The 19,026-nt window shown below is 49.5% G+C and carries 15 protein-coding genes, 1 tRNA gene and 3 pseudogenes; 11 read left to right on the top strand and 8 right to left on the bottom strand.

Annotated elements, in window-relative coordinates; translation table 11 throughout:
- Nucleotides 1-112: 112 nt before the first annotated feature.
- The 4 genes from EP25_RS0118010 to EP25_RS0117985 all read left to right on the top strand — a co-directional run bounded on the left by EP25_RS0118010 (nucleotide 113) and on the right by EP25_RS0117985 (nucleotide 4,259).
- Nucleotides 113-1,345, top strand: a complete 1,233-nt coding sequence (locus tag EP25_RS0118010; protein WP_031435161.1) for an RtcB family protein — start codon at nucleotides 113-115, stop codon at nucleotides 1,343-1,345.
- A gap of 45 nt (nucleotides 1,346-1,390) precedes the next feature.
- Nucleotides 1,391-2,446, top strand: coding sequence for an RNA 3'-terminal phosphate cyclase (gene rtcA, locus EP25_RS0118005; RefSeq protein WP_235185945.1), 1,056 nt, complete (start codon nucleotides 1,391-1,393; stop codon nucleotides 2,444-2,446).
- Nucleotides 2,447-2,572: 126 nt separating this feature from the next.
- A tRNA-Ile gene (locus tag EP25_RS0118000) sits at nucleotides 2,573-2,643 on the top strand.
- Between the two features lie 461 nt (nucleotides 2,644-3,104).
- Nucleotides 3,105-4,259: a slipin family protein gene (locus EP25_RS0117985; RefSeq protein WP_031435158.1), complete on the top strand. Its 1,155-nt coding sequence runs from the start codon at nucleotides 3,105-3,107 to the stop codon at nucleotides 4,257-4,259.
- Between the two features lie 295 nt (nucleotides 4,260-4,554).
- On the opposite strand, the pseudogene tnpA (EP25_RS0117975) reads toward EP25_RS0117985, so the two are convergent.
- The 3 pseudogenes from tnpA (EP25_RS0117975) to tnpA (EP25_RS0117955) form a co-directional block, all read right to left on the bottom strand.
- Nucleotides 4,555-4,986, bottom strand: a pseudogene (gene tnpA, locus EP25_RS0117975) (IS200/IS605 family transposase).
- A 154-nt stretch (nucleotides 4,987-5,140) separates the two neighbouring features.
- A pseudogene (gene tnpA, locus EP25_RS0117965) lies at nucleotides 5,141-5,572 on the bottom strand (IS200/IS605 family transposase).
- Nucleotides 5,573-5,736: 164 nt separating this feature from the next.
- A pseudogene (tnpA, locus tag EP25_RS0117955) lies at nucleotides 5,737-6,168 on the bottom strand (IS200/IS605 family transposase).
- 179 nt (nucleotides 6,169-6,347) lie between these two features.
- On the opposite strand from tnpA (EP25_RS0117955), the gene EP25_RS0117950 reads away from it, so the two are divergent.
- The 7 genes from EP25_RS0117950 to EP25_RS0117920 all read left to right on the top strand — a co-directional run bounded on the left by EP25_RS0117950 (nucleotide 6,348) and on the right by EP25_RS0117920 (nucleotide 12,083).
- Nucleotides 6,348-7,436: a PDDEXK family nuclease gene (locus tag EP25_RS0117950; RefSeq protein ID WP_031435157.1), complete on the top strand. Its 1,089-nt coding sequence runs from the start codon at nucleotides 6,348-6,350 to the stop codon at nucleotides 7,434-7,436.
- Between the two features lie 308 nt (nucleotides 7,437-7,744).
- Entirely contained in the window at nucleotides 7,745-8,533 is a 789-nt protein-coding gene (locus EP25_RS0117945) for a pseudouridine synthase (protein WP_051907032.1), read from the top strand.
- Nucleotides 8,534-8,737: 204 nt separating this feature from the next.
- Entirely contained in the window at nucleotides 8,738-9,130 is a 393-nt protein-coding gene (locus tag EP25_RS0117940; RefSeq protein ID WP_031435155.1) for a cupin domain-containing protein, read from the top strand.
- 57 nt (nucleotides 9,131-9,187) lie between these two features.
- On the top strand, nucleotides 9,188-10,246 hold the full coding sequence (locus EP25_RS0117935) for a PA0069 family radical SAM protein (protein WP_031435154.1): 1,059 nt from the start codon (nucleotides 9,188-9,190) through the stop codon (nucleotides 10,244-10,246).
- Nucleotides 10,247-10,397: 151 nt separating this feature from the next.
- On the top strand, nucleotides 10,398-10,670 hold the full coding sequence (locus EP25_RS0117930; RefSeq protein ID WP_031435153.1) for a hypothetical protein: 273 nt from the start codon (nucleotides 10,398-10,400) through the stop codon (nucleotides 10,668-10,670).
- A 38-nt stretch (nucleotides 10,671-10,708) separates the two neighbouring features.
- Nucleotides 10,709-11,137: a hypothetical protein gene (locus EP25_RS0117925; RefSeq protein ID WP_031435152.1), complete on the top strand. Its 429-nt coding sequence runs from the start codon at nucleotides 10,709-10,711 to the stop codon at nucleotides 11,135-11,137.
- Nucleotides 11,138-11,351: 214 nt separating this feature from the next.
- On the top strand, nucleotides 11,352-12,083 hold the full coding sequence (locus EP25_RS0117920; protein ID WP_031435151.1) for a hypothetical protein: 732 nt from the start codon (nucleotides 11,352-11,354) through the stop codon (nucleotides 12,081-12,083).
- A gap of 51 nt (nucleotides 12,084-12,134) precedes the next feature.
- Here the strand turns inward: EP25_RS0117920 and EP25_RS0117915 are convergent, their stop codons facing one another.
- The 5 genes from EP25_RS0117915 to EP25_RS22620 form a co-directional block, all read right to left on the bottom strand.
- Nucleotides 12,135-12,980, bottom strand: a complete 846-nt coding sequence (locus tag EP25_RS0117915) for an AlbA family DNA-binding domain-containing protein (RefSeq protein ID WP_031435150.1) — start codon at nucleotides 12,978-12,980, stop codon at nucleotides 12,135-12,137.
- Nucleotides 12,981-13,442: 462 nt separating this feature from the next.
- Nucleotides 13,443-14,060 carry a hypothetical protein gene (locus EP25_RS0117905; protein WP_031435149.1) on the bottom strand — a complete coding sequence of 206 codons (618 nt, stop codon included), beginning with the start codon at nucleotides 14,058-14,060 and terminating at the stop codon, nucleotides 13,443-13,445.
- 249 nt (nucleotides 14,061-14,309) lie between these two features.
- On the bottom strand, nucleotides 14,310-15,956 hold the full coding sequence (gene gpmI, locus EP25_RS0117900) for a 2,3-bisphosphoglycerate-independent phosphoglycerate mutase (protein WP_031435148.1): 1,647 nt from the start codon (nucleotides 15,954-15,956) through the stop codon (nucleotides 14,310-14,312).
- A gap of 286 nt (nucleotides 15,957-16,242) precedes the next feature.
- Nucleotides 16,243-17,337: a DUF5953 family protein gene (locus EP25_RS22625; protein WP_051906842.1), complete on the bottom strand. Its 1,095-nt coding sequence runs from the start codon at nucleotides 17,335-17,337 to the stop codon at nucleotides 16,243-16,245.
- A gap of 494 nt (nucleotides 17,338-17,831) precedes the next feature.
- Nucleotides 17,832-18,746, bottom strand: coding sequence for an SMI1/KNR4 family protein (locus tag EP25_RS22620; protein WP_051906840.1), 915 nt, complete (start codon nucleotides 18,744-18,746; stop codon nucleotides 17,832-17,834).
- Nucleotides 18,747-19,026 lie beyond the last annotated feature (280 nt).

The following is a 19,026-nucleotide window of genomic DNA, read 5'->3' as shown; positions in this document are numbered from 1 at the left end:
AAGCATCCGCCAGTAAAATTCATATCTTTATGAAAATAAAAGGAAAATACAGCTAATCCATAATTGGCATCGTTTCTGCTTTATAGCGAGTGTGATTTGCAAGGAAAAGACTATGACACAGATCAATTATCAGGTACTAAAAGAAGACGACGGCGTTCCGGTTAAAGCTTGGACGCATGGCGTAGCATTCGAGGATGCCGCCAAACGGCAATTGCTGAATATCGCCCAATTGCCATTTATCTACAAATGGATCGCGGCGATGCCGGATGTGCATTTAGGAAAAGGCGCGACGATCGGCAGTGTGGTCGCGACGACTAAGGCCGTTATTCCGGCCGCAGTCGGCGTCGATTTGGGTTGCGGCATGATGGCGGTCAAGACCTCATTGGACGCCGGGCAGTTGCCTGATAATCTGAGCGCCGTGCGTAGCGCGATCGAACAGGCTGTGCCGCATGGACGCTCCAAGCGTCTTAGGAAAAGCACACGCGATATCGGTGCCTGGGGCGATTTGCCGGACGATGTGATGGCGGCGTGGAAACCGTTGTCAGAGCAATTCACGGTGTTGACCGAAAAACACGGCGTGCTGAAGAACACCAACAACATTAATCATTTGGGAACGCTGGGCACCGGCAACCACTTCATCGAAGTCTGTTTGGACCAAGATCAGGCCGTTTGGGTGATGCTGCATAGCGGTTCGCGCGGTGTCGGCAACCGTATCGGCAGCCATTTCATCGAATTGGCGAAGAAGGAAATGGAGCGTTGGCATATTCATCTGCCGGACCGCGACTTGGCTTATCTGCCGGAAGGCAGCAAGCATTTCGACGATTACGTCGAGGCGGTAGAGTGGGCGCAGCAGTTCGCCCGTATCAACCGCGAGGTGATGATGGCGAGAGTGCTGTCGGCAATACGGCAAAGCCTGCAACTGGAATTCGAGGCTCATCTTGAGGCGGTCAATTGTCATCATAATTACATCAGCCGCGAGCTGCACTACGGCGAGGAAGTAATGGTGACCCGCAAGGGCGCGGTGAGAGCCGGTTTGGGCGAGATGGGCATCATACCCGGCAGCATGGGGGCGAAATCCTATATCGTCCGGGGGCTGGGTAACTCGGAAAGCTTTCATAGCTGCTCGCATGGCGCTGGCCGGGTGATGTCTCGGACCGAGGCGAAAAAGTCGGTATCGCTGGCACAACACGAAGCCGCCACCGCCGGAGTCGAGTGCCGCAAGGACAAGAGCGTGATCGACGAAACGCCGGCGGCTTATAAGGACATCGATGCGGTGATGGCCGCTCAGCAGGATCTGGTCGAGATCGTCCATACCCTGAAGCAGGTGGTTTGCGTAAAGGGATGAATTTCGTAGGGTGCAATAGGCGATAGCCGTATTGCACCAAATGGGATGAAAAACAACATAGGCAATGCGATGGAATTTATAGAAATAGATGGTTCACAGGGCGAAGGCGGCGGCCAGGTGCTGCGGACGGCGTTGTCGCTGTCGGCTTGCACCGGCCGGGCGATGCATATCCGCCATATCCGCAACGGCCGCCGAAAACCGGGATTGATGAGACAACATCTGGCTTGCGTGCAGGCCGCCGCGGCGATCTGCAACGCCGAGGTCAAAGGCGCATCGCTGGGTTCGAAAAATATCCAGTTCGTGCCGAACGAAATCGAGGCCGGAAACTACCGCTTTTCGGTCGGCAGCGCCGGCAGCAGCACGTTGATATTCCAAACCGCGTTGCCGCTGTTGATGTTGGCCGGCAAACCGTCGCTTTTGCAGCTTGAAGGCGGCACCCATAATCCGTTAGCGCCGAGTTACGACTTCATTCACGAGGTCTTTTTGCCGATACTGCGGCAAATAGGCGTCGACTGTCAGGCGCAAATCGACCGCTACGGTTTTTATCCGGTCGGCGGCGGCCAATGGTCCGTGACAATAGAACCGAAATCGGATTTTTGCCGTATCGATTTAACCGAACGAGGCGCATTACTGAAAGCGGAAGCGGTTTGTATCGAGGCCGGTTTGCCGGCCCATGTCGCCGAGCGGGAGATCAAAAGACTGCGGAAAAAGCTGAACTGGCCGGAGGACGCCTTCGGCAGATTGAAAGTCAAGGCGTTGGGCGGCGGCAATGTGGTATCCCTGCGCAGTTATTATCGGCATGCGACGGAAGTCATCGACAGCATCGGTGTGATCGGCGTCAGCGCCGAACGGGTTGCCAGCAATGCCGTCGAGCAATTGCGTCGCTACCAAAACAACGGAGCCCCGGTCGGCGAGCATTTGGCGGACCAATTGTTGTTGCCGCTGGCGTTGACCAAAGGCGGTTCCTTCGTGGCCGGTCCGCCCAGCGAACATGTGCGCACCAATATCGTCGTCATCAAACAGTTTCTGGACATCGACATCCAGTGCGAGGAAATCGCGCCGAAACGGCAATGGCGGATTTCGGTAGAAAAAAGAATGTAGGCGGATCGCATCCGCCCGAACGGGTTTGGACGTTTGCCGCGAATCAGCGGAGCCGGTTCAATATGCCGGCCCGGCGCAGAGGCCGCTGGCTTTCTGTGTACCGCTTCCCGGCGAAAATCCGAACGACACTTTGTAGCTCAAAGGTAGAGCCCTTGACTGATAATCAAGTTGTGCCGGTTCGAGTCCGGCCAAAGTACCGCCTTAACAAGGCTCTTGGTAAAGGCCTCGGCCTGGGGTTCGACTCCCCTTTTCGACGCTTCGGCGTCACCACGGAAATCCCGGCCCCGGCAGGCGACTGCCGGGGCGATGACGGCGACAGCGCCGAACCTTGCGGATCCGCAGGACACGAGCGTCGCGACGGAGGCGGCCGAAAGATGCCGGCAGCGCGACAGGAGGTTGCATGGCGAGCGTTTTTCCGCCGCCTTTCGGAACAATGACTCCTGCCTTGCGTAAACAAGGTTCCGCCTGCGCCGTCAGGGAGTTCTCATCAAAGCGCTGAATAAATCCATCCGGGATTTTTCATCGTCCGGCCAAGGAAAATACGATTGCCCTTGGCCTCACAAAATCAATCGCTTGGCGATAGATTGTGATCGTGCATCCAAGCACACGGGAAAATGCCGATCAACACGGCATTTTCACATTATTTAAGGAGAACACCATGTTAGGAATCAAAACATACGAAATCGCGGATCACGAAAAAGCCATGTTGTTCCGCAAGAACAGTTTCAAGAAAATGCTGGAGCCGGGACGCTATTGGTTCATCGACCCGTTGAACGAGTTACGCGCCGAAGTTCACGATTGCGCCCAGCCTAAATTCCAGCATAAGTTGGCGAAGTTTCTGCTGCGCACCTATCCGCAGTTGAAAAGCGATCATTTCGACGATTATGAATTGAACGATTCCGAGCTGGGCCTGTGCTATGTCGACGGCAAACTGGCCGACGTACTGCCGCCGGGAACTTATCATGTGTTCTGGAGGCAACCGGCCGAGGTTAAGGTCGAGCGGCTGGACATCAGCCGGGAATATCGCGTGGCCGACAACGTTTTGTCCCTGCTGGTGCACAGCGATTATTTCCGTAGCGCGCAGGCCGCGGCGGCAATGGTTTATTACGCCGAAGTGCCCGATTACGCTGTCGGCCTGTTGTTGGTCAACGGCCATAAGGAAGGATTGCTGCCGCCCGCCAGTTACGGTTTCTGGCGTTACAACCGCAATATCGCCGTAAAGCTGGTCGATTTGCGTCTGCAAAGCCTTGATATCGGCGGCCAGGAAATGTTGACCAAGGACCGGGTCAGCCTGCGGATCAACCTATCGGCGGCTTACAAGGTTGAAGATGCCGAGAAGGCGGCGATGCAGTTGGCCGATTACGCCGATTTCCTGTACCGCGAATTGCAATTGGCACTGCGCGAGACAATCGGTGGAAAGACCTTGGACGAATTGCTGGCCTACAAGAATGCGATGAATGAGAATATTTTCCGGACCGTGTCGGCCAAGGCCCGCCATTACGGCTTGCACCTGAGCGGCGTCGGCGTCAAGGACATCATCCTGCCGGGCGAAATGAAGACGATCCTGAACCAGGTCGTCGAGGCGGAAAAAGCGGCCGAAGCCAACCTGATCAAACGCCGCGAGGAAACCGCTGCGACCCGGTCGCTGCATAACACAGCGAAGGTCATGGAAGGCAATCCGACCATCCTGCGCCTGAAGGAGCTGGAAGTGCTGGAGCGGGTCTCCGACCGCATCGACAAGATCACGGTTTATGACGGCCTAAAAGGCTTGATGAACAACCTGGTTCAGCTTCCGGTTGATGGCAAGTCCTGACAGGGTTCGGGATGTATTCTTGTTTAAAACAAGTTGTAGGATGTGCTGAGCAAAAGCGAAGCGCATCGGTCGAGTCTCATCGTAACGATACCCCGACCGATGCGCCTCACGTTGTTCGGCACATCCTACAAACATGTTCATATAAAATTTAACATGGTAAAGCAGGCATATGGCATGGCTTGACATAATAATTGTTAGCGCCTAGATTCATCTCAACTAAACAACCACCCGCTCAAGCGGGTGGGTTCCAATAACGGACTGAAAGTCCGGATACGCGTCGACTAAACGACGCGTCTTAGTCGGGCTCCATCTTGAAATTATCGTTTGGATTAGGTTCAAAGTGATGCTCCAAATATTGCTTTATCATCTCATCAGTCATTTGCTCCACTGTGGCGCAAAAATAACCGCGGGCTCAAAAATGTCGACCCCAATATCGCTTTTTCAAGTGCGGGAACTCTTCGAACAGATAGCTCGAAGTTCGTCCCTTGATTCGCCTCATGATTTCGCTTGGGGCCATAGTCGGCGGCGCACTCACCAAAATGTGCACATGATCTTTGCTCACGACACCTTTGATAATCCGTATCTCAAAGGCTTCGCATGTCTGCCGCACCAAGTCTCTCACTCGTTCGGCTATTTCATCCTTCAGCACTTTATAACGATACTTCGTAACCCAAACAAAATGATACTCAATTTGGTAAACCGTATGGCTGCCGTATCTATAGTCCATCGCCACCTCCTTGGGCAAATTATCGCAGCTAAAGCTGACCGGCTAAAGCCGGTGGTTTAAACCTTATGATGGATACTAAACAACCACCCGCTCAAGCGGGTGGGTTCCAATAACGGACTGAAAGTCCGGATACGCGTCGACTAAACGACGCGTCTTAGTCGGGCTCCATCTTGAAATTATCGTTTGGATTAGGTTCAAAGTGATGCTCCAAATATTGCTTTATCATCTCATCAGTCATTTGCCCCACTGTGGCGCAAAAATAACCGCGGGCTCAAAAATGTCGACCCCAATATCGCTTTTTCAAGTGCGGGAACTCTTCGAACAGATAGCTCGAAGTTCGTCCCTTGATTCGCCTCATGATTTCGCTTGGGGCCATAGTCGGCGGCGCACTCACCAAAATGTGCACATGATCTTTGCTCACGACACCTTTGATAATCCGTATCTCAAAGGCTTCGCATGTCTGCCGCACCAAGTCTCTCACTCGTTCGGCTATTTCATCCTTCAGCACTTTATAACGATACTTCGTAACCCAAACAAAATGATACTCAATTTGGTAAACCGTATGGCTGCCGTATCTATAGTCCATCGCCACCTCCTTGGGCAAATTATCGCAGCTAAAGCTGACCGGCTAAAGCCGGTGGTTTAAACCTTATGATGGATAATGATGGATACTAAACAACCACCCGCTCAAGCGGGTGGGTTCCAATAACGGACTGAAAGTCCGGATACGCGTCGACTAAACGACGCGTCTTAGTCGGGCTCCATCTTGAAATTATCGTTTGGATTAGGTTCAAAGTGATGCTCCAAATATTGCTTTATCATCTCATCAGTCATTTGCCCCACTGTGGCGCAAAAATAACCGCGGGCTCAAAAATGTCGACCCCAATATCGCTTTTTCAAGTGCGGGAACTCTTCGAACAGATAGCTCGAAGTTCGTCCCTTGATTCGCCTCATGATTTCGCTTGGGGCCATAGTCGGCGGCGCACTCACCAAAATGTGCACATGATCTTTGCTCACGACACCTTTGATAATCCGTATCTCAAAGGCTTCGCATGTCTGCCGCACCAAGTCTCTCACTCGTTCGGCTATTTCATCCTTCAGCACTTTATAACGATACTTCGTAACCCAAACAAAATGATACTCAATTTGGTAAACCGTATGGCTGCCGTATCTATAGTCCATCGCCACCTCCTTGGGCAAATTATCGCAGCTAAAGCTGACCGGCTAAAGCCGGTGGTTTAAACCTTATGATGGATAATTAATAATATGCTGGTCAATATGAATAATCGGTTTTTTACTTTACCTTTCAGTGCTAGTTGCACTTGATAATTATCAGTTGGACTTTACAGGGAGCTTAAAGCGTGTTTCGAGTGGATATAAACAACAAATGTTTGATTGAGCTGAAGCCCACCGGCTTCTCAGAGCTGGGATTGAAGGAACGTTTTGACATTCAAGAATGGATCGAAAAATCACCGACTATTCTAGGTGAGGAATTGTTAGTTATTGGTAAAGAGGTGATCTTGCCTTCTGGAAAGCGGTTAGATCTTCTATGTGTTGATAAGTCAGCTACTCTAGTGATTGTAGAACTTAAACGTGATGATTCTGGAGCATCTGTTGAATGGCAGGCTATAAAGTATGCGTCTTACTGTTCAAACTTTCTTCCCGAGGAGATTTTCAGACAATACGCCGGATATCTGGATAAGTCGGAAGCTGATGCTGCTAAGGCAATCGAAGAGTTTATTGATGGTGACATTGAGTCATTGAATTCCGTTCAGCGCATTATCCTCGCATCGAAAGAATTTAACTCTGAAGTAATATCGGCGGTGCTATGGCTGCGAGAGTTTGGAGTTAATATTCAGTGTACAAGGCTTGCACCTTATCTCGACGCAGATGGAGGACTGTTCATTAAACCAGAAACCATAATTCCACTTCCAGAAGCCAAAGACTATATTGAGCGAAAAGAGATCAAGCAGCGGAAAGCTGCTTCGATACCTGGAGAATGGACTGGATACTGGTTTGTGAACGTTGGGGAAGGTCCGCATCGCATTTGGGAAGACAACATAAAATTCGGCTTCATAGGTGCTGGTCAAGGAAAGCGCTATTCATCTGCTCTCCATCGTCTATCAATCGGGGATAAGATTTATGCCTACATGAAAGGACTTGGTTACGTCGGCTTTGGTGAAGTAATAAGTCCGGCTGTGATGATTCGCGACTTCGTTGTGTCGGAAAGCAACATCCCATTATTGGATGCCGGACTTAAAGCAGAGCGGCCCGGAGAAAACTCTGACGACGAAGAATTATCAGAATGGGTTGTGGGCGTTAAGTGGATCAAAGCGGTTCCTAAATCACAGGCGAAAACATTCAGCGGTGTGTTCGCAAATCAAAATGTTGTCTGCAAACTACGGCATGAACAGACGCTAAAGTTTGTCCAGCAGGAGCTTGGTAAGTGATCGAACCACGCGCCTCAACAAATTGCCTTCGTTACCATTTCGTTAATGAGCGGATGTTCTGAGCTCAAGCGAAGCGCATCGAGATCATATCTATCGCGACCGATGCGCCTCACGTTGTTCGGCACATCCTACAAGAAATTTATTCGAGATATAGAAATAAAATAAGGATTTCGCTTCTTCCGGGTGCAAGTAAAAAGCGGATTTGGAAATATCTGTTGCAGCATTGTGTTATAACGCATCGTTTTGATCGATATATGAAAACAGATGCGTAAAGAAGTCATGTTACAGGCTGGAAAATCGAAATGTTGATGCCAAACAATGATCAACCCGATACCCGGCCCCTACCAGATAAGAACCCACTCACCGAGATTTATCGCGACGACTGGTTGCTGGTCGTCCACAAGCCGGCGGGCTTGCTGGTGCATCGCAGCCCCATCGACAAGCATGAAACCGAGTTTGCGCTGCAATACGCGCGAGTGATGAATGGCGGCAAGTATGTTTACCCTGTGCATCGGCTGGACCGCCCAACCTCGGGATTGCTGGTGTTCGCGCGGGACCCGCAAACCGCGAGCACGCTGGGTAAGGCGATGATGGCCGGAGCCGTGAGAAAAACCTATCTGGCCATGGTGCGAGGATGGTTGCCGGAACAAGGGATTATCGATCATCCGCTACGGGACGAGCCTGAGGATAAGCGGCGTAAGGGCGAGCCTCAAGCCGTGCGCGATGCCGTGACTCGATACCGCCGCTTGGCGATTACGGAAATTCCGGTGGCAATCGAAGGCTATCCGACCAGCCGCTACAGCCTGGTGGCTCTATATCCCGAAACGGGCCGTAAACATCAGTTGCGCAGGCACATGAAGCATATCAGCCACCCGATCATCGGCGACGCCAACCACGGCCGAGGACGCCACAACCGCTATTTCGCCGAACGCTTCGGGCAAGGTCGGTTAATGCTGGCGGCTACGGGGATGGCTGTTCTCCACCCGGTTACCGGCGAAAGGCTGCAATTGAACGCGGAACCGGAGGCGAGTTTTCTGAAGGTACTGTCCATATTCGGTGACAGATTGCCGGCTTCGGGTTTTTGTCAATTGCTTTGACCGAAGCGAATATATCTCTGACGCTCCCGATTCCTATAGATTTTCTGGATGTGCCGAGAATCGATCGATGCGCCTCTCGTTGTTCGGCACATCCTATAACAGGTTATCCATATCGCTCATACCTCCGGTTTAAGAATTGAACCTTTAATTGTTGGCTTTTATCGAATAGGCTACGACTTTTTAATTATTCGAGGGAAAACTATCATGATCAATTTAACTACAGCCAAAAATCCAGTTTTCTTGTTGCTGGCCACGATAGCTTTACTATTCGCCAATACGACTGTATCCGCTAAAGAAAACTCAAAATTGAACAAGGAGTTGCTGTTCGAAAAATCGGTCGAGCTACCGAAGCCCGCGATCGATGCGAAAATCGTCAGGGTGACTTTTCCGCCGAAATTTAAAACCCCCTGGCACGAACATCAAGGACCGGGCCCTCGCTATATTTTGAAAGGCCAATTGACCGTCACCGAAGGCGGTAAAACCAATACCTATGGCGCGGGCGACGTGTTTTGGGAATCGGGATTGAGAATGCGAGTCGAAAACACCGGCGAAGGCGAAGCGGAATTGATTATTTTTGAACTTGCTCCTTCTCAATAGGCGTGATCGATGCGCCTCTGTTGTCCGGGACACCCAACTCACTAGACAAAACCGAGTATGAAGCCAATATCACTCGTGAAAGGCCGAGGCGCACAAAGCAACCGGGATGGCCGCTACAACGCCACCACGCATGAAACGGAACATGATGACTGGGAATACTTTGATAACGATTCAACGACTCGCACCGAAATCGCTAGCGAGATTGCGCGAACGATCATTGCGCATAACCAATCACCCGATGTTCCTTTCGAACAATCGATCAATCCTTACCGGGGTTGCGAGCATGGTTGCATTTATTGTTTCGCCCGTCCCACCCATGCCTATCTCGGGCTGTCTCCCGGCCTGGATTTTGAAACCAAACTGAGCAAAAAAACCAATGCGGCCGCATTATTGCGCAAGGAGCTTCAGAAACCCCGCTACCGCTGTTCGCCCATTGCATTGGGCGCCAATACCGATCCTTATCAACCGATCGAGCGCCATAGCCTCATTACCCGTCAGATTCTTCAGGTTCTGAGCGAATTCAACCATCCCTGCACCATCACGACAAAATCGGCACTGGTCGAGCGGGACACCGATATTCTGCAGGAAATGGCGAAAAAGCACCTGGTGCAGGTTAATCTATCTATCACAACGCTGGACCCGGAGCTTGCTCGCAGCCTGGAGCCCCGCGCCAGCACGCCGCTAAGAAGACTACGCGCCATTGAAAGACTCCGCGAATCGGCCATTCCGGTCAATGTCATGGTCGCGCCGGTGATCCCCGTTTTGACCGACCCGGAACTGGAGTCCATTCTCGAAGAAGCGGCCACGGCAGGCGCCGAATCGGCGGGTTATATCCTGATTAGATTACCGCTGGAGGTGGCGGAAATGTTTGAAGAATGGCTGCAAGCTCATAGCCCCGGCCAAACCAAGCATGTGCTGAATCAGATACGCGACTGCCGCGGCGGCCGCGCCAACGACCCGCGTTTCGGTCACCGGCTGCGCGGGCAAGGCGTTTATGCCGATATGATTGCCCAACGCTTCAAGATTGCAAGCCGTCGTCTGGGATTGGACCGGCCAACCGAACGTCTTGATTGTTCTCAATTTAGAGGGCAACCGCAACAGCTGGATTTGTTCTGAAGCCCTTTCCAAAGCCGGATCAATAGAACACTGATTTAATAATCAGCAACGCTCAACCGGGCCGATAAATTCCCTTGCATATTTTGATAAAGGCCGCTATGTTGAGGACGGGCTTAGACGACGATTTGATCACTCTCTGGAGGTAGGCACTATGGCGACACAACAAGCAAGCAATGAGGAATTGCAAAAGCAACTCGAAGCGCTGCGGCAAGACTTCGCTGAATTGGCAAAGACGATCAAGGGAATGTCGTCCGCTTATGTCGGAGAGAAGCAGGCTGGGGTTCAACACGCGGCCGAGCAAGCGCAACAACAGGTCAAAGAATCGCTTGGTAAAGCGGAAGCCGAGATCAAGGCAAACCCTTTTACTAGTATGGCAATCTCGTTCGGTTTGGGGCTATTGATCGGCAAGTTGTTGGATCGTTGAATGAAGCACTCCCATTGTCTTGAAACAGCACGGCTTTAATGGGCCTTCGCGCTAGATTCAAGGTCTACACGGTCGCTATCGGCATCGCGGCCGTGTTTTTCTTGCTGGCCCTGGTTTTTGGCGGCCTGGCAATGTTTTATTTTTTCTCTTCCTATTTTTCGCTGGATCTGGCCGCCTTGTTGACAGCGGCGATTTATTTACTGTTGGCGCTCATCGTTCTGATATTCGCCCAACTGTTCAGCATTTACGATAGACGACGGAGCCATCCATCACGCAACGATGAGACGATAAACCCGCTTGAAGAAACGTTGCAAAAGCCGTTCGACCCGGCCATCCGCGATTGGGTTAAACAGCATCCGGGACGCAGTGTAACGCTGACATTGCTGGCCGGAGTCGTGCTGGGAAGCAGCGACGATGTACGCGATGCGTTAAAAAAATATTACGACCGCCATTTTAACGACAATTGATTCAATCCGCGCCACCAACGTTCATCGGATCTGCCGTGCGGAAAACAAGCGCATCGCGTTGTCCGCTATGCCCTAAAGCTTACTACCGGACTATTCATAAATTCTTTCGCAATTTTATCAGCTGCCTGAGACGAGAGTCTGACTGATTCAAGCTAACACAATTGCTGCGCGCGACCTGACACAACACCCACAGAAACCGAACAAGATAGGCAATATGACGAAACTTTCCTTAATCGAAACCGAAGCGCGAAGACGCTTAGGCAGGTTTCCGGAACAGAAACTCGAAGCCCTGCAACGGGAAGTCATCGAGCTGTGCGAGGAGCATTGGTCGCTTATCCGCGGTCCCGAACCCTTCTCCGGTTTGACCCGCGCTTTGTGGACAGTAAGGCCCCATTTGGTCGACTTGTTCGTGGATCTGTACGGAAGCTACGACGCTAAATTATCAGTGACTTTTAGCAACCTTCCTCCGATTAAGGTGTTAGCCGCACTAGTGCTCGCCGAGATCGAACACGGCAACGCCGAAGGTGCACGCCTCGCCTATGAAGCCATGATGCTATTCGAAACCGAGGAGGCGAGTGAAATCTATATCGACTCGGTACGCACCCGATTGCGCGGCGTCAGGCCAAATCGAGCAAAATGGCACAAGCATGAGCACCACGATGCTTTGTTCAGGTCCTTGGCATTCATTTCCGAGCAGACAGGACGTAGCGACTTGCAAGCGATCATCGTGGCACTCGAATACCTAAGCGCTGTCCAGGCGAGCCGTACCGCCAAGGAACACCCAGGCGAGGAAGAAAAAATCCTCGAATTTTTACAAAACCTGGACCTCGTCTTGCGGGGTTTCGAAGCCGATAAGCTTCACTATACTCTACGAGGAACAGCAAGAAAGCCTGTTTCCACAAAACGTCTGGAAGACATGCTTGCGCGGATTAGAGGCAATCCATGACCGCAATCAATTCTCGCCGATCACAGCAAAATCAGACACTCTTCAACATCCCTACGAATCGAGCGCAATGGCTTTTTGTTTCCAGCGGCCTTGGACGAACTCCAGCGCTTCCCGAATATTGAGATCCCTGGTCGCACCGCCGGTGCGGAGGAAAAATTTCGGCGTGTTGCCCTGGTTTAAAAACACGGGACGGGGAGCGGGTGAGACGATGACACGGCACACGTTCTTGCCATCCCGGACATGAAATAATATATGCAGATAGTGGCATAAATCAGCGCCGAGATTATTCGAAACCGCCGTCATGATGGCCTGTTCGAAACCGTCTTGGTTTTGTTTTTTCAACGATTGGAAATCCTGTTCCAACCCCAGAATCGTCCCGTCGTCGGCCACCCCGATCAACAAGGTTCCACCGTGAGCACTGTTTAAGAAACCGGCCAGGGTTTTCATAATCACGGTTTCCAGTGAACGATTGACCCGCGATTGTTCGATATCCCAGCGAAATGAAGATTTGAATTCCAACCACGGCCCTTCCCCTTGTTCAATGATCGATATCAGGTCCTTGTCCAGTTCGTGTTTTAACAGCTCTATGCTATGCAGGTTGCGATGCACGTAGCCATAGATCGCGAACGACAGCAACCCCAACAAGGCGCCGATTTCGGCATAAAACAGCAAAAATTCCAGCTTAAAGCTGAGATTGCCCTTCAACAAGGCCTGAGCATGGCTGAGAATATAATCGAATGAAGAAAGATTTTCTTCACTGAGGATTTGCAACGTAATGAATTCATAACTCGGCGCCAGTACCAGTACACCCAATACAGCGCCAATCAATGCCGCATAAAAATACAATTTAATCTGCTGCTTCCAGATAGAAATAATCAGTAGCAAAAATCGTTTCATAATCAATTCCGTTATGGCGCCATCATATACATTGGTAAGTTAACTAGACAACGCGCTTTTGCAAGGTAGACTTCTCAATGATTGACAAGACAAGATGCTGATTTTATCCGATTATGTTTTTGGCAATCCCACCTAACCGGCCAAAACAGGCTGTTATTCTAATTCAAACAAAATGAGGGAAAGCTATGGGACCTTATTATCGTGGTACATCGCAAGGCATGGGGGCTTTTTTCGATTCGTTTTATCAACACCCGGTTTTAATGGTGTTGTTAATGATAGGAGCAATCGGCGCGGGTGTATTTCTTTGGTACCGAAAAAAACCGCGTTAGTAATCATCGATGCGACATTGACCAATAGCAATCCCCTCATCATATAGTCGAGTCGGTTTTTTACCAGATTTTTGTCATCCTTTTAGGAAGCCACCAGTACCTGATGATTCGTTCGTCGCTATATTGCTGCCGGTCAATCGGACGTCTCAATCGGAAAATAATGGCCGAAGCAGGACGGACAGAAGGTATGGCTGGTATTGCCGGGACAACGTGTAACCCATTCGCCCACCCAGTCCCAACGTTCAGCATAGCGAAAGTTTTTCACCCTTCGACAATAAGCGCACTGACAAATAAATCCGTTCTGATCCAAATAGGCGGATTCGTCCGCGTCCCTCTCTCGCCTTCGTCCGGGATCATGCGGCCTTTCGACGACTAGCGAGTTAACGAAGAGCAATCCCTCATGTTTTGGCAACGGATAAACAATCTGATGGTAAAGCCGGAAGACGTTAGCGCTCGAACATTCATATTTATGACCCCAGACAGTATTGGACTTGAGGCAGACATTCAATTTTTCGAGGTACAAGGCTTTAACCTCTCCGGCGACGCAATCCATAATCGACCGTCCCAGTCCCCATTGCTCGGAAATTTGCGGTTCACCCTCATTTTCCTTGGCAAATTGAAACCATCCCGGATTCAAATAAGCGAGGCGAAAATCTTTCCAAACGCCATAAATGGCTCCACTATGCTTCTCCAGGAAATCGTAATTGTGGTAACGGAATAGCTTCTTAAACGGTCGGTCTAATCTTTTCATAACTACTCCGGGACTAGAAACACTGGATTAACGCCTTAAATCAGTTGATTGGAATGTGCTTTTTCTGCTTGTTTTACATTCAGGCGCCAAGTTAAATCTTAACATTTTGCGCCGAGCCCGGGAATTTTTACAGTCAATTTCCGCTAGCGCGACAGGGGCTTAGCGCAGCCCGCTAAACAATTGCCAACTATGCGGGTTAATTTGAAGATCGCTGCAGGTGCTAGCAACATCCCGCAGCGAACAGAGGTTTTATTGGGCCGGTTCGATCAGGCTCGGATCGTAATCTTCCGGCGCTTCAAAGCCCAGCAGATTCAACACAGTGGCCGCTATGTTCGACAGACCTGGCGCTTCCAGATCCTGGCGCAATTGGTAAGCCGGAGCCATTTCCCCGGAAATCAGCACGAAAGGCACAGGATTCAGGGTGTGCGACGTTTTGGCTTTGGTCCGGCCCTCCGCATCCCTTTTCACGAAACCTTTTTTATCCAGCTCGTACATTTCATCGGCGTTGCCATGGTCGGCGGTAATGATCGCCGTGCCGCCCACTTCCAAAATGACCGGAATCAAGCGCGCCAATTGCAGGTCCAACCCCTGCATCGAGGTGACGGCAGCTTCGAAATTGCCGGTATGGCCGACCATGTCGCCGTTGGCGTAATTGACCCGCAAATAGCGGTATTTGCCGCTGCGAATCGCGTCGATCAACGCGTCGGTGATCTCGGCGCATTTCATCCACGGACGTTGTTCGAAAGGTACGACGTCGCTGGGGATTTCGACATAGGTTTCCTGCGCTTCATCGAATTTTCCGGAGCGGTTGCCGTTCCAGAAATACGTGACGTGGCCGTATTTCTGCGTCTCGCTGATCGCGTATTGCGGAATGCTGTTTTTGGCCAGATATTCCCCCATCGTTCTTTCGATCGCCGGGGGTTCGACCAGAAAGCGCGCCGGCATTTTGGTATCGCCGTCATATTGCATCATACCGGCATAAGTAACCTTAGGCAGCGGGCCGCGATTGAAGGCCGTGAAATCCTCCTCGGTAAAAGCGCGAGAAATTTCGATGGCACGGTCGCCACGGAAATTAAAGAACACCACCGCGTCGCCGTCGACAATCGGGCCCAATGGTTGGCCGTCTTTGGCGATCACGAAACCCGGCAGATCCTGGTCGATCACCTTCAGTTCTTCACGATAAGTCTCGATGGCTTCATGGGCGCTGGCGAATTGCCGACCCTCGCCGCGCACGTGGATGTCCCAGCCGCGCTGCACCATGGCCCAATGCGCTTCGTAACGGTCCATCGTGATGGTCATACGGCCGCCACCGGACGCAATCGCCACGTCGAATTCGGCATTGCGCAATTCATCCAGATAGGTTTCGAACGGATCAACGTAATCCAATGCCGAGGTCTCGCCCACGTCGCGTCCGTCCAGCAAGATATGAATCCGCACCTTAGCAACGCCTTCTTGCTTGGCTTGCTCCAGCATCGCTTTTAGGTGGTCTATGTGGGAATGCACGTTGCCGTCCGAGAACAACCCCATGAAATGCAGGGTGCCGCCTTGCTTAGCGGTATCGACGACTTCATGCCAGGCTTGGCCTTGCCATAAATTGCCGCTAGCAATGGACTCGGCGACCAGCTTGGCGCCTTGAGCGAATACGCGACCGGCACCGATGGCATTGTGGCCGACCTCGCTGTTGCCCATGTCGCCGTCGCTAGGCATGCCGACCGCCGTGCCATGCGCGCGCAAGGCGGTCATAGGGAAATTCGCCATCAGCTTGTCTAACATGGGCGTTCGAGCGGTTTTAACCGCATCGCCTTCCTCGCGCGGAGAAATACCCACGCCATCAAGCACAATAGTAACAACCGGCCCCGGAGATGGGGAAAAACGAGAAGACTTTTCTAATTTCATAGTGTGTCCGTATGAATGGAAAATTGAGAAGGAGAATCAAAAAAGGCCATAGAAGCGATTAAACGATTATTTTAACAGCTATGCCGGTTACCAAGAAATACAGCCGACAGAATGAGCCCCAATTAAACTAACCTTATTGCTCAAGTCAATCGGCGTATCCCTTTAAGCAAAAAAGAAGCTTTCAAGTTCTGTTGAATACAAGCGAGCAACAAAAAGTCATTGTAAAATAGCAACATGTGATTTTGTTTTGTCGTGAAAAACAATTTTTATGGATTTAGCTTCGAGTTCATTTCTTTTTCAGCTTGGAAAGAAATGTCAAAGTATTGGCCTCGATTTTTTCATTGTGTTTTGACGATATTTTTTTAGCTGCTTGCTTTATGCCTTGCCGTAATTTCTTGATTGCCTTTTCCTGCTCTTCCTGCGATATTGTTTTCCGAGGCTGTTCCAATATTCGCTGTAAATCCTCCATACTGCAGTTTGGTGATTGAGAAGGAGTCGATCGTTCGAACTCTTCGACAGTCATACCCACTGGCTGAAATCGCCGATAAGCCCAGATAATGGCTTCACGATGATCAGCCCGCAAAATATCAAGAGGTTCTTTGGTTAGCTTAAAACGCCATCCTCCATTCGACAATTGCTTTGCCAACGGCATTATTCTCTCGTCTTGTTGAGGATCGGGAAAGTTATAAAACTTAGCCGTTTCAGCATTCCAATAATTTTGCCAAAGAATACGCGGAACCGCTCGCTTATAGGCCACGTAATTGGAATTTTTTAAATGCGGCAAATGCAAAGCCAACTCTTGAACGAATTGATGCTGATCAGGAAAGCGCGCGTCAAAAGACAGATTCCGTTCTAAAGCCTTATTGACTAAAAATAAATTATCATTCGTATCGACAAAGCTCCATGATGAATATTGAGCATTGGAAACCTCTGCCACAACCTCAAATAAAGCATCAAATTCCGTTAAATGTTGCGCAATATCAAGCTCTAAATGATAGCCCCATGAAGTTGGTGTTGACATCCCCGGCAGATAAAGCCTCGTAGGAATAAAATGTAGTTTAACTAGATTTGCCAAATCTCCGTTCCAAAACGAATTCTCTCCAAAACACCCATATTTTTCAGATATTTTGATCAAAAATTCAAGCCTCTTTTTTCCAACAGAAATGTTTTTATATTGAAGATCTTCCGTCCACACTTCATTTATTAAACGTTCTTTAATAGTAAATTTGAGTTTCCAACCTATATGAACACCAGGAGCAAGACCTTCAATACACTGCATTAATTGCTCTAGAGTTTCTGCGGAAAAATCCCGGGTAGGGCAAAAAAAGTCCAATCTATAATTTGGCAGTTTCCCATCATAATCAATAAAATTATCCGGCATTGTCTGCAAACCCCAATAGCGAATTACAATTGAAAATTATTCCACTACATCCAAATACAGATCAGCGAACCTGTTTATAGGTGGTTAATAGGTTTTGCGCCGGTCAGATCTGGTGGCTCCACCCATTTAGAAGGACAGACTTGAAAAACAGAAACCGATGCAATCTTCTGTGCAAGTAACTGTTGCCAAGGTTCTTGTACTAACAATTGATAGCCGAAATTACAATTAGCTGTCTCTGCTATGCAATTTGATTTGCCTAATCACCTAAAAAATATCCTATTGCTTGTGGTCCGGGAATGATTTTTGTACTTCCCGTAGTTTTAACTTCTCCGCCTTGTACAACAGAAGTTAATACCGCCTACGGCTCGGCGGTCATGCTATCGAAACCGCTGATCCAGTTTTTAAAGGACTTGGCAGGAATGTCGATGGTACCGAGCACCTAGTAGGAGGCATAATCGGTTTAGTAAATCGTGCGGTTCGTAACTCACCGCACGCTACGAGCTCCGTTGATTAAATTCTTCTTCCAAATAAAGTAAATCGATTTTCAAACTGGCGACATCGATGCGATAGCGAATTTCCATCATTTCTTTGAAATTACGATAACGTGGAACACTCGGGTCACCCGGATTCCAAACCCAACATTCCCAGTCGTTCGGTCCATTTTGGATCACCGGATTCAACAGCCAAAGTGAAGCGTTCATTATTTGATTGGTATCGCCAATCTGCAAACACTTTTCTAAATATTCAACCCGGGTATCCTCTGCATTACCGAACACGTCATTAGCTTCATAACTGAAATAGCCCACATCGGGAACTTCCTCGTCAGGTTCATCCCCTTCTATCCACCACGTTTCCATGGTTTCCTTGTCGCGAATTCTTAACCAATCAACTTCATTATCGGGTAATAATCGTCCGTAAACATTCAACATGCCATTGGAGACTTGTAAAAATTCTTTGTATGATTCAGGCAAAGTTACTTGTAACCGTCGCTCTAGAGCATCAATCACCGATTTATCTGCAGGAGGGAAAAGTAAGCCGTTGTTGAGTAATACTTCGTCAATCAAATCATTTCCTCCAACGATTTGTATTTCTTTTGTTCGACTTTTCTTTCTAAAATAGATTGCTTTGACGATATAATTTAACAGTTGATCTGCATTTTTTTTATCTAAATCTGTTTCAGACGGATAACTAATTCTTCCTGATAGCAGATCTTCTTGATATTCAACGTTGTTTTGTTGCAAAAACCGTTTAACCCAATCAAAATCTTGTTCATAAGTCAAAACTTGTTTCTTTACTAGACTTAGTATTTGATCGTTCCATTTTTGCAAAAAAGCTTGCCAGCCTATTTCATCTATCTTAAGCGCAGGAGGCAAATGATCAACAACCAGATGGGAAACGGTCTGATTCATACTGCACCTCTTCATCCCAAATATAATGCTAACCATAGTAGCCGAACCAGGCAGTAGTTTTAAAAATAATCGTCTTTTCATTAACAACTACTAGGAGTAGCATTGGTTGCCATTACCCCCCTACGTTTACACCTTCCGTTAAGTCTGTTTTCCACCTCAAACGTCATAAAAGCGCGTAGCCTCGATTAGCGAAAGCGTAATCGGAGGGAGGTCATACTCCTAGGCGAGCGATTACGCTATGCTAATCGCACCGACGGCCCTATAAATTAGGCCCAACACC

Source organism: Methylomarinum vadi (assembly GCF_000733935.1).
In the GTDB taxonomy this organism is placed as follows: domain Bacteria; phylum Pseudomonadota; class Gammaproteobacteria; order Methylococcales; family Methylomonadaceae; genus Methylomarinum; species Methylomarinum vadi.
This window is presented reverse-complemented; position numbering and strand designations above follow the sequence as displayed.

What these genes read in the sequence shown, in the direction of transcription:
- gpmI (WP_031435148.1), bottom strand. Translation starts at nt 15,956, where the DNA reads ATGAAATTAGAAAAGTCTTCTCGTTTTTCCCCATCTCCGGGGCCGGTT.
- EP25_RS22620 (WP_051906840.1), bottom strand. Translation starts at nt 18,746, where the DNA reads ATGAATCAGACCGTTTCCCATCTGGTTGTTGATCATTTGCCTCCTGCG.
- EP25_RS0117945 (WP_051907032.1), top strand. Translation starts at nt 7,745, where the DNA reads ATGCCAAACAATGATCAACCCGATACCCGGCCCCTACCAGATAAGAAC.
- EP25_RS0117985 (WP_031435158.1), top strand. Translation starts at nt 3,105, where the DNA reads ATGTTAGGAATCAAAACATACGAAATCGCGGATCACGAAAAAGCCATG.
- EP25_RS0117940 (WP_031435155.1), top strand. Translation starts at nt 8,738, where the DNA reads ATGATCAATTTAACTACAGCCAAAAATCCAGTTTTCTTGTTGCTGGCC.
- EP25_RS0117905 (WP_031435149.1), bottom strand. Translation starts at nt 14,060, where the DNA reads ATGAAAAGATTAGACCGACCGTTTAAGAAGCTATTCCGTTACCACAAT.
- EP25_RS0117930 (WP_031435153.1), top strand. Translation starts at nt 10,398, where the DNA reads ATGGCGACACAACAAGCAAGCAATGAGGAATTGCAAAAGCAACTCGAA.
- EP25_RS0117935 (WP_031435154.1), top strand. Translation starts at nt 9,188, where the DNA reads ATGAAGCCAATATCACTCGTGAAAGGCCGAGGCGCACAAAGCAACCGG.
- EP25_RS0118010 (WP_031435161.1), top strand. Translation starts at nt 113, where the DNA reads ATGACACAGATCAATTATCAGGTACTAAAAGAAGACGACGGCGTTCCG.
- EP25_RS0117915 (WP_031435150.1), bottom strand. Translation starts at nt 12,980, where the DNA reads ATGAAACGATTTTTGCTACTGATTATTTCTATCTGGAAGCAGCAGATT.
- EP25_RS0117925 (WP_031435152.1), top strand. Translation starts at nt 10,709, where the DNA reads ATGGGCCTTCGCGCTAGATTCAAGGTCTACACGGTCGCTATCGGCATC.
- rtcA (WP_235185945.1), top strand. Translation starts at nt 1,391, where the DNA reads ATGAAAAACAACATAGGCAATGCGATGGAATTTATAGAAATAGATGGT.
- EP25_RS0117920 (WP_031435151.1), top strand. Translation starts at nt 11,352, where the DNA reads ATGACGAAACTTTCCTTAATCGAAACCGAAGCGCGAAGACGCTTAGGC.
- EP25_RS22625 (WP_051906842.1), bottom strand. Translation starts at nt 17,337, where the DNA reads ATGCCGGATAATTTTATTGATTATGATGGGAAACTGCCAAATTATAGA.